The organism is Sphingobium sp. LMC3-1-1.1, assembly GCF_040676285.1.
Classification (GTDB): domain Bacteria; phylum Pseudomonadota; class Alphaproteobacteria; order Sphingomonadales; family Sphingomonadaceae; genus Sphingobium.
In genome coordinates this window covers 1-13,058 of sequence record NZ_JBEGHQ010000078.1, presented here as the reverse complement: position 1 = coordinate 13,058, position 13,058 = coordinate 1, and the positions used below count along the sequence as shown (strand labels likewise).

Below are 13,058 nucleotides of genomic sequence, written 5' to 3'. Positions count from 1 at the left end.
AGAGGCTTCGCATCAAAGCGCAACGGGGCACATGAAAATCCTCCCAATCTTCACTCCGCAAAAGCAGGCCTTGTTCTGGCAGGTGGTCCGCTACGGCATAACCGGCCTGTTCGTCACCGCCTGCCAGGCCGCGATCTACTGGGCCCTGGCCGCGCCCGTCGGCCTGCATCCCCAGATCGCGAACGGCGTCGGCTATATGGCGGCGGTGGCGATCGGCTATGTCACGCATAGCAGCTTCACCTTTCGCGGCCATGGCAGCCGCGACAACCAGGCGGCCCGCGGCATCCGCTTCTTCGCGGTCTCGCTGGTCAGCTACGCCCTCAACGCATTGTGGGTATGGGCCTGCGTCACCCATATGCACTGGCCGGAATGGTCACCCATCCCGGCCATGCTGTTCGTCACCCCGGCCGTGATGTTCGGATTGAACAGGCAGTGGGTGTTTCGTTAGATCAGCTTGAAACGCCGCCAGGAGCGCGTCACTTTATCGGGCGATGTTGTCGAACAGATCCCGCCAATCAGGGTTGGTCGCCTCGATCAAGTGCAACTTCCAGTCGCGCTTCCATTTCTTCATGCGAAGCTCGCGAAGGCGAGCCTCCTGAAGATCGTCATGCGCTTCGTACCAGACAAGGAAACGGCAGCGATGCTCGGCGCTGAACTCGCTGCCGAAGCCGTTCCGATGTTGCCATGCGCGTCTCACGAGATCGCTGCTGACGCCCAGATAAAGCGTAGCATTACGGCCACTTGCCATGATGTAGGCATAACCGGGCTTGCCCATGCCCAACACCGTAACATGTTCCTGCGAAGGCAGGAACCCAGTCCCGCCCTCACCTCATCATCACAATGTCTGGACTGGGCTCCTGCCTTCGCAGGAGCACGTTTGCATCCTGATCGCGAGCGTTTCGATCAATGCACGAACCGCGCCACCACGTCGCGATAGGACCGGCTGACCTTCACCTGCGCGCCTGATTCCAGGACCAGGAAGCATTCGCCATTGGTATGCGGCTTCACCTGCCGGACCTGGCTGAGATTGACGATGGTCGAGCGATGCACGCGCTGGAAATTGCGCGGGTCGAGCCGCTTTTCCAGATCCTTCATCGTCTCGCGCAGGATCAGCGAATTGTCGGCGGTATAGATGCACATATAATCGCCCGCCGCGTCGATCCGCTCGATCGAATCGACATCCACGCGGAAAATCTGCCCGCGATCCTTGATGTTGATCAGCTTCTCGAAGCGATTGGCGGCCGGCGCGTCGCCATCGCCCGAAAAATCGTTCATCGCGTCCGGCGCGACCTCGGCCAGCACTTCGCGCAGTTTTTCCACTTCCTGCACCTGGCGCTTTTCCGAAAGCCGCTGCCGCACCCGATCGAGTGCATCGGCCAGCCGTCCTTCCTCGACCGGCTTCATCAGATAGTCGACCGCCTGCGCCTCAAAGGCGCGGATAGCGTGGTCGCTATAGGCGGTGCAGAAGATGAAAAGCGGCGGCTCCACCTCCATCAGCCCCTGCACGACGGAAAATCCGTCGAAACCGGGCATCTGGATATCGAGGAACACAAGGTCGGGTTTATGCGTCTTTATGGCGCGGATCGCTTCGCGGCCGTTGGAACAGGTTTCTACGATTTCGACATCCTCATGCGCTTCCAGACGCAGCTTGAGGCCTTGTATAGCCAGGCTTTCGTCGTCGACGAGGATTGTTCTGATGGTCATGCGGCCACTCTCGATGGTTCATCCAGGTTAAGCGGCATTTCGATCAGGACCGAAAAGCCGCCAGGCGTGGAACGCGTTTCGAAGCTCTGTCGTTCCCCGAAGGCCTGAATCAGCCTGTCGCGGATGTTCGCCAGTCCGACGCCCGTTCCTTCGCTGACCGGATTGTTCGGGCGGGTGAACCCCTCATTCAATCCCGGACCCGTATCGGATACGATGATCTGGACGTTTTCACCGGCAGGCTGCGCCGTGACGGAAATCTCCGCCCCTTCTTCCTTGGGCGTCACGGCATATTTGATGGCATTTTCGACCAGCGGCTGGAGCAGGAGCGAGGGCAGGCGCGACTGCGCCACCGCCGGATCGATGTTGAACACCGGCCGCAAGCGGTCCTCGAACCGCATCTTCTCGATCTCCAGATACAGCTTCAGCGTCTCGATCTCCTGCTCGATCGTCACCTGCGCGGTCGGCTCGTTGATCAGAGTATAGCGCAAAAAGGAGGACAGGCGCGACAGCATGGCATTGGCCCGGTCGGTCTGCTTCAGCAGCACCAGCGTCGAGATGCTGTTGAGCGTGTTGAACAGGAAATGCGGATTGAGCTGATAGCGCAGCATGGCAAGCTGCGCGCTCGACGCCTGATTCTCCAGGCGCAGCAGCTGGTCCGCCTGCTCTTCCACCGTCAGGTAGAAGTTGATCGCGTAGTAAAGCGCCGACCACGCCCCCAGCAATGTCATGCTGAGGTAGAAGGCGCCCAGGAACAATTGCAGCCCCGCCGTATCGCTGCCCCGGTTCTGGGTGGAGAACACCCAGGCGTCGATGAACGCGACCAGCCCCGCCGCGACCACCACCGTGACGATCGAAGCGCCCCAGGTGACGATCGGCCGTTGCCGCTGGAGAAAGCGGAACACCACCGCGATCAGCAGCGTCACCGAATAGCCCGAAACGGTCGAGATCATCACCGGGATCAGGCTGGAGAGCGGCTGCCCATTGGCGATGGTGGAGGAACCGCGCAGCAGGAAGGCGCCGGCCCATCCCACGGACTGGAGGTTCCAGAAGGCGCGGTTCTTGTCCGCGAAGAAGGGCTGGGGCTGGAAACGATGCACTGACATTATCGCCAGCCTAAAGCATCAGGGGCCATCAGAACAACCGGCATGCTGAAGCGATTCCGCACGAATCGCGCGCAAAAGCGGCAGCGATCAAGCCGCCGCCGTTTCCTGGACCATGTCCCGCACCAACGGCTTCACCTCGTCCGGGTTCAGCCATATCAGGTCCGCCAGTTCCAGCGTCCGGCCGTCATGCGCCTGAATGGCGATGCGCCGGATCGGCTGCCCGTCGCGACGGTCGGCCAGCACCTGGCAGGAGGACGGCGCACAGCCCCATCTCTCGCCCCATTGACGCAGCGCAACCATGACAGGGGCCAGTTCCTCGCCCTTTTCGGTCAGGCGATATTCCACCTTGCGCCGGTCGCACTGCATGGGCTGGCGCACCAATATGCCGTTTTCCACCAGCCGCGTGAGCCGATTCGCCAGGATGTTGCGAGCGATGCCGAGGGTCGACTGAAACTCCTCGAAATGCCGGATTCCCGACAGAGCACCCCGCAAGATGAGGAACGACCAGCGTTCTCCCATCGCCTCCAACGCGCTGGGCAGCGCGCATTGCTCCAGATCCTGCGCAAGATTATGTGTCATCGTCTTCATTTGATAGCTCAAAGCCACCCGCGTTGCAAAAGCGCATCGCTATTCGACCAAAATGGGATTTTTTTGTTGCACAGCAAGGGGCATCGCGGACAATCGCAACAGGATGCTACGCCAGTACGAACTTGTTGAACGGGTAAAACGCTACGATCCGGACGCGGACGAAGCGATGATCAACCGCGCCTATGTGTTTTCGGTCCAGAAACATGGCAGCCAGAAGCGCGCCAGCGGCGACCCCTATTTCAGCCATCCCATTGAAGTCGCGGGCATCCTGACCGACTTCAACCTGGACGACCAGACCATCGTGACGGCGCTGCTGCACGATACGATAGAGGATACGCTCGTCACCTATGAGGAGATAGAGCAGGCCTTCGGCAAGGACGTCGCCAAAATGGTCGACGGCGTCACCAAGCTCAGCAAGATCGAGGCCATGTCCGAAAATGAACGGGCGGCGGAGAATCTGCGCAAATTCCTGCTCGCCATGTCGGACGACATCCGCGTCCTGCTGGTGAAGCTGGCCGACCGGCTGCACAATATGCGCACGCTGCACTTCATCAAGAACGAGCAGAAGCGCCGCCGCATCGCGCGCGAGACGATGGACATCTACGCCCCGCTCGCGGAGCGGATCGGCATGTACGACTTCATGCGGGAAATGCAGCTCCTCGCCTTCCGGGAACTGGAACCGGAAGCCTATGACAGCATCACCAAGCGGCTGGAGCAACTGAAGGAAGGCGGCCATGACAAGGTCGACCGGATCGGCGCGGAACTGCAACTGCTGCTGGGCGGCAAGGGGCTGCCGGTCACTGTCTCGGGCCGCGAAAAGCATCCCTATTCCATCTGGAAGAAGATGCAGGAACGCCACATCAGCTTTGAACAGCTGACCGACGTCATGGCCTTCCGCGTCATCACGGAAACGACGGAGGACTGCTACCGCGCGCTCGGCGTCATCCACCAGACCTACAAGATGGTGCCGGGCCGCTTCAAGGATTACATCTCCACGCCCAAGCGCAACGGCTATCGTTCGCTGCACACCACCGTCATCCATCAGGAAAATGCCCGGATCGAGGTGCAGATCCGCAGCCGCGACATGCACAATGACGCCGAACTCGGCCTCGCAGCGCACTGGGCCTACAAGCAGAAGGGCGACGCGACCGACCATCATGCCGCCTGGCTGCGCGACCTGGTCGAAATCCTGGAGCAGAGCCAGGATGCGGACGAGCTGCTCGAACATACCCGCATGGCGATGTACCAGGACCGCATCTTCGCCTTCTCCCCCAAGGGCGAACTGCACCAGTTGCCCAAGGGGTCGACGCCGGTCGATTTCGCCTATGCGGTGCACACCTCGCTCGGCAACCAGACGGTCGGCGCGAAGGTCAACGGCCGCGTCGTGCCGCTGCGCACCACGCTGGAAAATGGCGATCAGGTGGAAATCCTGAAGTCCGAGGGGCAGGAGCCGCAGCCCGGCTGGCTGACCTTCGCCATCACCGGCAAGGCCCGCGCCGCCATCCGCCGCTATATCCGGCAGAAACAGCGCGGCGAGGAAGTGGCGCTTGGCGAGAAGCTCTATGAGGAGATCATCGGCCGCTTCTCCCCCGAACTGGCGAGCGAACTGGGGGACAAGGCGCTGAAGGCCGCCTTGAAGCGCCTGAAGCTGGACGACCGCGCCTCGCTGATGGTCGCCATCGCCACCCACCGCCTGCTCGATTCGGAGGTGATGGAGGCGCTGATCCCCGGCTCCACCAGCGCCGAAGGCGTGGAGGAAGCCCATCCGCGCCAGCACGCCCCCGTCTCGATCCGCGGCCTGACGCCGGGCATCGCCTATAATCTGGGCGATTGCTGCCACCCCGTCCCCGGCGACCGCATCGTCGGCGTCCGCCGCACCGGCGAACCGATCGAGGTGCACACCATCGACTGCCGCTCGCTCGAAGCCGGACAAGATGACGACTGGGTGGACCTGAGCTGGGACAGCAAGTCCAAGGGCGGCACGGCCCGGCTCCAGGTGATCGTCAAGAACCAGCCGGGCGCGCTCGCCGCCGTCACCAACGTCTTCGGCGCGACCAAGGCGAACATCCTCAACCTGCAACTGGTGAACCGCGAAGGGCCCTTCCACACCGATATCATCGATCTGGAAGTGGCCGACGCCCAGCATCTCAACCGCATCCTGTCGGCGCTTCGAGGGCTGGACACAGTGGTGCAGGCGGATCGGGTGTAAGGACAGAGAGGAGCGGGTTTTGAACTACCGGCTTGTGCCGCCCGATAGGGGCTGCGGAGGATCGATTGCCATTCTCGCAGGACGCAGATCATTCACGCAAAAACTCTCTGGTACATGGTCACCACATCAAAAAATTTGGCAGCGCCGCATTTCCGCATGATACGACACCGATAAGTTTCCACCGATCTGACCGACAAATTCAGATTGGATGCGGCGCGAGAGTTGTCGCCATATAATGCCAGTTCTTTAAGGACATCCATTTCACGAGAACTTAATTTTCCCAATATGGATTCTGACTCCATTTTTTCTTTTTGAACAATGATTCTATTTTTCAGCAATGACTGGCTGTTTTCGATCGTCGCCAACAGATCCGCTTCGTTGACGGGTTGTTCCAGAAAATCGTCCGCCCCTCTCTTGATCGTTTGCACGGCCGCGCGAATGTCGGCCCTCGCGGATGTCATGACGACAGGGATGTCCCGTCGCTTGAAGAGCAATTCCTGCAGGACCGTCAGACCCGTCATGTCGGGCAGATCCATATCCAGGACAGCGATGCCCGGGCTGATGAAGCGGGCGGCGTCAAGAAAGTCGGATCCGCTGGCGAAAGGAGTCGGAGCGTAATGATGCGCGCGCAAAATAGCCACCAGATCGCGACGGATCAGCGCCTCCCGCATTACCACGTAGATGGGACCTTTTGTCCTCATTGCGACCTACATGAAATTCCCCGGCGACGAAACGCGCCGTCCCCCGATCGGTTCCACATATGGTTGAAATTTTTTTAAACGCCCTGTTCGAAGAAAATGCCGGCCATTCCACCGCTTATCCACTGCACCCGCCCCATCCGCGTGCCGTTTCCCCGGCTTTTGATGAGCAGCCTCGTTCCTTCCCTGACATTGCCCACCTCAATCAGCATGCCTTCCGCCGAAATATTCCGGATCGTCCCGACCATCACAGGTGCCGAGGTAACCAGCGTCGCGGCGATATTTACAGGAACGCGGCCCTCTCGGGGGCGATGGCTGTCAGCCAGATGCTCGAGCAGGACGTCATTGCCGGTGGTCCAAAGAAGAGGGTCCTCCGCCAGCAGGCCCACCCTGAAGCCATTTGTCCAGCGAACCTCGGCGGTGATGAAGTCCCTGTCATTGAAGCCGACATGCACCTGTTCACGCAGGCTCAGGGTGAGGGCGGTCTCCCCACTCAAACCATGAGCCGAAACGTTGGTCACGGTCAGGCCCGCGTGCTGTAGCACGGGATAGATAAACGCGGATTTGAAAACGGTTTTGCGCGGATGCCGACGTTTCTCGATGATGGATCCGTCGGACTTTATTTCAGATTTGTTCTGTAAAAACATAATCTTGCTCCGTGAATGCGGAGCGGATACTATCCCGTCATAAATAAGGATCCATATGTCGAGGGTGTCGTATTTTTACGATGCGGGCGTAGGTCGATCATTCATTTCTCTTTGATAAAAGGGCGTTCTTCGATGGCCCTGCCTTCCCCCGAAGGAAGGGCAAAGGGAAAGGCGAAGCGCACTGATCAGTCCCATCGTGCGTTTCGCCTTTACTCCAATTTTACAGTCGTCATAATGTCGAAATGTTCGACCGATGGCTCTATGTCAGTACCTGTCAGTTGGCTGCGGGCAGGCTTGAAGATTGCGTGCGCGACATCGTTGAGGTTTCCGTGCTGCGCAACCGGACCCTCGACGTAACCGGCGCGCTCCTTTTTACCGGCCAGAAATTCACGCAATATATCGAAGGGCCTCCGGCATCCGTCGCCGCCCTGAAGCAAAGCATATGCCGGGACAGCCGGCACAGCAGCATTACGACGCTGACATATGGGCCATTTGATCACCGGCGGTTTCTGGGTTGGTCGCTGGCATATGCCGGGCCATCGCGTTTCGTCGCGGCCAAGGTGGAAGATGCGCTGAATGGCGCAATCAGCGGGGGTGAAGACAAGACTGAATCGCTTGCCGAGTTACTGGCGGGGTTTGTGATCGATGGGCATTCCTGATCCAGACGATGTCATACCGGGCGAAAACGGAAGAAAAGGGCCGGCTTCGCCCTGGCGGCTTTTTCATCCGGCCCCGCTACTGTGCCATTCCTCATGAATCCAGCCATGTCAGCGCCTCCCGTTCTTCCTCGAAAAACCGGGTCGATACCGGCGTCAGCCTTTTCATCTGGAGCCTCAGCAAGGCGGATTCGGGCAGAAGCACGCCATATTCCCTTATCTGGCCCGCATAATTCCCGATGATGCGCGCGAAACCGTCAATGACCGGCTGGGACTGGACAGTGCACGCCTTGATATCCAGCAAGACCCTGTCGATCCGCGGGGCGCCCGCTGACGCCGCAGCAGCACGTTGCTGCAGGGCGGCAAGATAGCCTTGCAGGGCCGCCTCATCCCAGAAGCCTCGAAAGATGATGCGGACCGACCGGGGCGATTGCCCCGCCACAAACTCGAACAGCCCATCTGTCATGCGACCTCCCCTTTCCCACCTCGTCAACTTATCATTCCGGAGGAAGGAGATTAGCCTTTTTTGTTGCGCCAGCTATTCCACGATGCCCGCTGTGGTCCCCATGCCACGGCGCGTGAAAAAATATCCTATTACCCGGCCCGGCTCCGCTTTTCTCCTGTCCTACATCTCTCGACCCCGGCTATCGCCGCCGCGTCTTGGAACAGTCGATCCGCTTTCCGACACGCCTACGCGCGCCCGCACACGCGCGCGCATATGGTGTGAACTTCGATGACAGAACGACGCTTTTCCGTCACTTTGCACGGCCATCGCCAGATTTTGCGTGACAGGACACCTCCTATTCTGTAGGGGCGCGCCCAGCAGACCCCCTGCAACATGCCGGGGGTCTTCCGTCCGAGACAGTTGGTGAAGGGAATCTGCCCTTCTTAATCTCCAGCCTAGACGGGGAAAAGTTCTTTACCGGCCGGGCTTTATGCCCTGTCCGGGTCTGCCTGTTTCCTTGAGGGATACGGGCCAGTCGATCTCTCCCCTTCGGACCAATGCCCCGCGAGTTCGCCCGCGGGTTTTTGCCGTTCATCGGGTCGTCCGATGGACATGAAGTGGAGTAATGGCATGGATCGTAATCAGAAAGCTGAGGTCGTTTCCGCGCTGAACGCACATCTGGCAGAGGTCGGCGTGGTCGTCGTGACCCGCAACCTCGGCATGACGGTCGCCCAGTCGACCCAATTGCGCCAGAAGATGCGCGAAGCCGGTGGCACCTACAAGGTTACGAAGAACCGCCTCGCCAAGATCGCCCTTGAAGGCACCGACTATACCGGCATCAGCGACCTGCTGACCGGCCCGGTCGGCCTCGCCTCCTCGGCCGATCCGGTCGCAGCCGCCAAGGTTGCGGTCGAATTCGCCAAGACCAACGACAAGCTTGAGATCGTTGGCGGCGCGATGGGCGATGTGATGCTGAACGCCGAAGGTATCAAGGCGCTCGCCTCGATGCCGTCGCTGGATGAACTGCGCGCGAAGATCGTCGGGTTGCTCGTTGCACCCGCGACCAAGCTCGCAACCGTCACCCAGGCACCGGCAGCCCAGCTCGCACGGGTCTTCAACGCCTATGCGGAAAAGAACGCGGCCTAAAGGGGCGCGCCTTTCCGAACGGAACGTTTTCAACTCAATTTAAGGGGCATATGCCCCGCCCAGAAGGGAATATAGTAACATGGCAGACATCAACGCACTGGTCGATCAGCTCTCGGCCCTGACCGTCCTCGAAGCCGCTGAACTCTCGAAGGCCCTGGAAGAAAAGTGGGGCGTTTCGGCCGCCGCCGCCGTCGCCGTCGCTGGCCCCGCCGCTGGCGCCCCGGCTGCTGCCGCTGCTGAAGAGCAGACCGAGTTCGACGTGATCCTCACCGGCGACGGTGGCAAGAAGATCAACGTCATCAAGGAAGTCCGCGCCATCACCGGCCTGGGCCTGACCGAAGCCAAGGCGCTCGTCGAAGGCGCGCCGAAGGCCGTCAAGGAAGGCGCCAGCAAGGACGAAGCCGAGAAGATCAAGAAGCAGCTGGAAGAAGCCGGCGCGACCGTCGAACTCAAGTAAGTTCGGTCGAGCCCCGCGCAAGCGGGGCTGCTGTCCGGTCTCGACCGGAGGAATTTGGGGCGGCGCCTTTGGCGCTGCCCTTTTTCTTCGGTGTTGCCCGGCTGGATTCCCGCCGATTCACTCCGCCGCCATGGCGTAGTCCGAACGCGGCAGCTCATGTGCCAATGCGTTCGCAATGGCCGCCACCACCTGCTGCAGGCGGGCAAGGCCCGGCCCCGGCTGATCCAGGGCGGCATCCAGATAAAGGCTGCGGTCGCATTCCAGCTGGATCGCATAAAGCCCGTGCATCGGCCTGCCATGACGCTCCAGCATGTGGTCACCGGCATAAGGATGATTTTGCGCAACGGCGATGCCATGCGCGGCCGCCACATCCGCCGCCAGCGTCATCAGCCTGGCCGAAGCGCTGCGGCCGAATCGGTCGCCAAGCACCAGCCTGGGGGCAGCCTGGCCCGCGGTCGGCGGGGGAAGCGGCGGCATCGAATGCAGGTCGATCAGGATCGCATGACCATAGGCATCGCGCGCCGCCCGCATCAGCCGCGCAAGGGTCGCATGATAGGGCCGGTGGAACAGTTCGATCCGGCGCACGACCTCCCCCCAACCCAGCGAGCGGTGCCAGAGTTCATGCGCACCCGGCAGGCGACGCGGGATCAGGCCCAGCCCACCGCGCAGCTTGGCGCTGCTCTGCAAGGGGACATCGCGCGGGATGCCGCTGACCATGCCGGCGTCAATCTCCCGCTCATGCCGGTTGAGATCGATCATCGCGCGCGGCACCTGCGCCACCAACACCGGAACGCCCCGCTCCACCAGCGGATAGGCCAGCCTGTCGACCCACCGATCCTCCAGCCTTTGCAGGACATCGCGCCGTACCCGCGCCTGCGCCAGCAGCGCCTCGTCATAGGCCCGGCCCGCATGCGGCACGGAAACGACCACCGGCCCGGCGGGAACGTCGGGTTCATAGAGATGGTAGGCGGGCGTGGTTTCGGTCGGAACCGGCGGCGCGCTATGTCCCAAGCAAGGTCCTTTCACGGGCGGCCGCCCAAAAATGGTTACTCGGCTGGATAATATTTACTCCTTGTCGCATATATAGTCGCTTCACGCCATCCGCGAAGGGGGCGATCAGGGGCGGCCCTCACGGGCCTGGGGCGAGACGTACGGGGCAATGATTCGAATTCTGCTGGCGGAAGATGATGACAGCATGCGCGCCTATCTGGCCCGCGCCCTGGAGCGCTCTGGCTATGAAGTGGTTGCAGTAGCTACCGGTGCGCAGGCGGTGCCGCACATCGACAGCGACCGGTTCGACCTGTTGCTGACGGACATCGTCATGCCGGAAATGGACGGGATCGAACTCGCCCAGCATGCGGCCGCGATCGCGCCCGAGATGCGAATCATGTTCATCACGGGCTTTGCCGCCGTCACCCTGAAGGCGGGCAAGGCCGTGCCGCAAGCGAAGGTCCTGTCCAAGCCCTTCCACCTGCGCGAACTGGTGTTGGAGGTCGAGCGCATGTTCGGCACGGAAAGCCTGACCGGGTTAAGCTGAGGCTTTCAATTTCCGGCCGCTGGCCTTGAACAGTCAAACCTGAAAATGCCCTGGGGCATCAGCCGGAGATGACCTCTTCCATGTCGGACGTGAGCGGCAGGGGCTGCCCCGCCATGGCTGCGGCGAACCGCTCCCGGTCCAGCCCCTTTTCCCATGCCGACACGACGACGGTGGCGACCGCGTTGCCGATGAAGTTGGTAAGGCTGCGGCACTCGCTCATGAAACGGTCGACGCCCAGAATCAGCGTCATGCCCGCGACCGGCACCGACGGCACGATGGAAAGCGTCGCGGCCAGGGTGATGAAACCCGCCCCCGTCACGCCCGCCGCACCCTTGCTGGAGAGCATGGCGACCAGCAACAGCAATATCTGCTCCTCCAGGCTGAGGTGCACATTGGTCGCCTGCGCGATGAACAGCGCCGCCAGCGTCATGTAGATATTAGTGCCGTCGAGGTTGAAACTGTAGCCGGTCGGCACTACCAGCCCGACCACCGATTTGCGGCACCCTGCCCGCTCCATCTTCTCGATCAGGCTGGGCAACGCCGCTTCGGACGAGGAGGTGCCTAGCACCAGCAATAGCTCCGCCCGAAGATAGCGGATCAGATGCAGGATGTTGAATCCCACAAGCCGCGCCACCAGACCCAGGACCACCAGCACGAACACTATCGAGGTCAGATAGAAGGTCGCCACCAACCCTGCCAGATTTGCCAGCGCGCCGACGCCATATTTGCCGATGGTGAAGGCCATCGCGCCGAAAGCCCCCAGCGGCGCCGCCTTCATCAGGAGGGACACAAGCTTGAAGATCCCGTGGTTGGCCGATTCGAGGACGGTCATCAGGGGATCGGCCTTCTCGCCGATCATGGTGAGCGCGATGCCGAACAGGATCGCGACAAACAGCACCTGGAGGATGTTATGCCCATCGGCCACGGCCGAAACCAGCGTGCCGGGGATGATATCCATCAGGAAGCCGGTCAGCGTCCGGTCGTGCGCCTGCTGCTGATATTGGACGACTTTCCCGGCGTCCAGCGTCGTCGGATCGATATTGAGGCCCGCGCCCGGATGCACTACATTGGCGACGATCAGGCCGACGATCAGCGCCAGCGTCGAAAATGTCAGGAAATAGGCGAAGGCCTTGGCCGCCACCCGGCCGATCGCGCCCAATTCCTTCATCCCCGCCACCCCGGTGACGATGGTGAGGAAGATGACGGGCGCGATGATCATCTTGACCAGCTTGATAAAGGCCTCTCCCAGCGGCTGAAGCGCTACGCCCGTTGCCGGGAAGAAGTGACCAATCCCGACGCCCAGCGCGATGGCGATCAGCACCTGAACGTAAAGCTGGCGATAGAATGGCGGTGGCGCCAAGGGCTGATCAGACGGCGCAGACGATGGCAACATGATGTTTGGCGTCCCCTTTGCGCACTGCACCATATGGCCTGCCGTGCCGCTGTCCAGAAGATTAGCGGAACTGCTCAATTTCCCGCTTGCGCTACCTGCCACCCCCCGCTATTGGCCCACTCCACCGTGGGCGTGTAGCTCAGTGGTAGAGCACTGTGTTGACATCGCAGGGGTCGCAAGTTCAATCCTTGCCACGCCCACCATTGAAAACCCCGTCAAATCAACGGTTTGGCGGGGTTTTTGTTTGCCCGAAACGGGTAACCAACCCCTGCCGTGTTCATGGCATTTCTGAGCAAATTTTAGGCGTCGTCCCTCCATTTGGCAAATTCTGGGCATGGAAATGCCGGGTGGTCGCCACGCCCGCCTCAGGACGAAAGCTCCCTCGCAATAGCCCATAGCTGTGAAGGCGTTGCAGCCAGGCCGCATCGCTGACATCGGTCTTTCGGCCCGGGACGTTCTTGGCGTATCGGGCGTT

At 61.1% G+C, this 13,058-nt stretch carries 15 protein-coding genes, 1 tRNA gene and 1 pseudogene; 7 read left to right on the top strand and 10 right to left on the bottom strand.

The genetic code is table 11. The features are described 5' to 3' along the window. The first annotated feature begins 31 nt into the window (after positions 1-31). On the top strand, positions 32-448 hold the full coding sequence (locus MRBLMC3_RS21245; RefSeq protein ID WP_363832148.1) for a GtrA family protein: 417 nt from the start codon (positions 32-34) through the stop codon (positions 446-448). Positions 449-481: 33 nt separating this feature from the next. Here MRBLMC3_RS21245 and MRBLMC3_RS21240 read toward each other — a convergent pair whose 3' ends face one another. The 4 genes from MRBLMC3_RS21240 to MRBLMC3_RS21225 all read right to left on the bottom strand — a co-directional run bounded on the left by MRBLMC3_RS21240 (position 482) and on the right by MRBLMC3_RS21225 (position 3,386). Then, positions 482-775, bottom strand: coding sequence for a GIY-YIG nuclease family protein (locus MRBLMC3_RS21240; protein ID WP_363832382.1), 294 nt, complete (start codon positions 773-775; stop codon positions 482-484). A 128-nt stretch (positions 776-903) separates the two neighbouring features. After that, positions 904-1,704: a LytR/AlgR family response regulator transcription factor gene (locus MRBLMC3_RS21235; protein WP_020821166.1), complete on the bottom strand. Its 801-nt coding sequence runs from the start codon at positions 1,702-1,704 to the stop codon at positions 904-906. After that, on the bottom strand, positions 1,701-2,807 hold the full coding sequence (locus MRBLMC3_RS21230) for a sensor histidine kinase (protein ID WP_363832144.1): 1,107 nt from the start codon (positions 2,805-2,807) through the stop codon (positions 1,701-1,703). Before MRBLMC3_RS21230 ends, MRBLMC3_RS21235 begins: the two co-directional genes overlap by 4 nt. Before the next feature lie 87 nt (positions 2,808-2,894). Next, entirely contained in the window at positions 2,895-3,386 is a 492-nt protein-coding gene (locus tag MRBLMC3_RS21225) for a winged helix-turn-helix transcriptional regulator (RefSeq protein WP_363832380.1), read from the bottom strand. Between the two features lie 112 nt (positions 3,387-3,498). On the opposite strand from MRBLMC3_RS21225, the gene MRBLMC3_RS21220 reads away from it, so the two are divergent. Continuing rightward, positions 3,499-5,604, top strand: coding sequence for a RelA/SpoT family protein (locus MRBLMC3_RS21220; protein WP_133653595.1), 2,106 nt, complete (start codon positions 3,499-3,501; stop codon positions 5,602-5,604). A 92-nt stretch (positions 5,605-5,696) separates the two neighbouring features. On the opposite strand, the gene MRBLMC3_RS21215 is transcribed toward MRBLMC3_RS21220, so the two are convergent. Together MRBLMC3_RS21215 and MRBLMC3_RS21210 are read right to left on the bottom strand one after the other, a co-directional pair. After that, positions 5,697-6,275, bottom strand: a complete 579-nt coding sequence (locus MRBLMC3_RS21215; protein WP_363832141.1) for a response regulator transcription factor — start codon at positions 6,273-6,275, stop codon at positions 5,697-5,699. Between the two features lie 104 nt (positions 6,276-6,379). Next, positions 6,380-6,949, bottom strand: a complete 570-nt coding sequence (locus MRBLMC3_RS21210) for a PilZ domain-containing protein (protein WP_133653593.1) — start codon at positions 6,947-6,949, stop codon at positions 6,380-6,382. Between the two features lie 242 nt (positions 6,950-7,191). Between MRBLMC3_RS21210 and MRBLMC3_RS21205 the strand changes: the two genes are divergently transcribed. Beyond that, positions 7,192-7,608 carry a BLUF domain-containing protein gene (locus MRBLMC3_RS21205; RefSeq protein WP_363832138.1) on the top strand — a complete coding sequence of 139 codons (417 nt, stop codon included), beginning with the start codon at positions 7,192-7,194 and terminating at the stop codon, positions 7,606-7,608. A gap of 91 nt (positions 7,609-7,699) precedes the next feature. On the opposite strand, the gene MRBLMC3_RS21200 is transcribed toward MRBLMC3_RS21205, so the two are convergent. Continuing rightward, complete coding sequence (locus tag MRBLMC3_RS21200; protein WP_363832135.1) at positions 7,700-8,071, bottom strand: hypothetical protein; 372 nt, start codon at positions 8,069-8,071, stop codon at positions 7,700-7,702. A gap of 609 nt (positions 8,072-8,680) precedes the next feature. Between MRBLMC3_RS21200 and rplJ the strand changes: the two genes are divergently transcribed. Together rplJ and rplL are read left to right on the top strand one after the other, a co-directional pair. Then, on the top strand, positions 8,681-9,196 hold the full coding sequence (rplJ, locus tag MRBLMC3_RS21195) for a 50S ribosomal protein L10 (RefSeq protein ID WP_133653590.1): 516 nt from the start codon (positions 8,681-8,683) through the stop codon (positions 9,194-9,196). Between the two features lie 79 nt (positions 9,197-9,275). Further along, entirely contained in the window at positions 9,276-9,653 is a 378-nt protein-coding gene (gene rplL / locus MRBLMC3_RS21190) for a 50S ribosomal protein L7/L12 (RefSeq protein ID WP_176591836.1), read from the top strand. A 117-nt stretch (positions 9,654-9,770) separates the two neighbouring features. On the opposite strand, the gene MRBLMC3_RS21185 is transcribed toward rplL, so the two are convergent. Further along, the gene (locus MRBLMC3_RS21185; protein WP_363832132.1) at positions 9,771-10,664 is read right to left on the bottom strand and encodes an N-formylglutamate amidohydrolase; all 894 of its coding nucleotides are present in this window, start codon (positions 10,662-10,664) and stop codon (positions 9,771-9,773) included. A 148-nt stretch (positions 10,665-10,812) separates the two neighbouring features. Here MRBLMC3_RS21185 and cpdR point away from each other — a divergent pair, with 148 nt between their 5' ends. Further along, on the top strand, positions 10,813-11,190 hold the full coding sequence (gene cpdR, locus MRBLMC3_RS21180; RefSeq protein ID WP_133653587.1) for a cell cycle two-component system response regulator CpdR: 378 nt from the start codon (positions 10,813-10,815) through the stop codon (positions 11,188-11,190). 58 nt (positions 11,191-11,248) lie between these two features. Here cpdR and MRBLMC3_RS21175 read toward each other — a convergent pair whose 3' ends face one another. After that, a complete protein-coding gene (locus MRBLMC3_RS21175; RefSeq protein WP_363832130.1) occupies positions 11,249-12,583 on the bottom strand; it encodes a dicarboxylate/amino acid:cation symporter in 1,335 nt (444 codons plus the stop codon). Positions 12,584-12,711: 128 nt separating this feature from the next. On the opposite strand from MRBLMC3_RS21175, the gene MRBLMC3_RS21170 reads away from it, so the two are divergent. Continuing rightward, positions 12,712-12,786, top strand: a tRNA-Val gene (locus tag MRBLMC3_RS21170). A gap of 125 nt (positions 12,787-12,911) precedes the next feature. Here the strand turns inward: MRBLMC3_RS21170 and MRBLMC3_RS21165 are convergent. Then, positions 12,912-13,058: pseudogene (locus MRBLMC3_RS21165) on the bottom strand (IS110 family transposase); the annotation flags it as partial.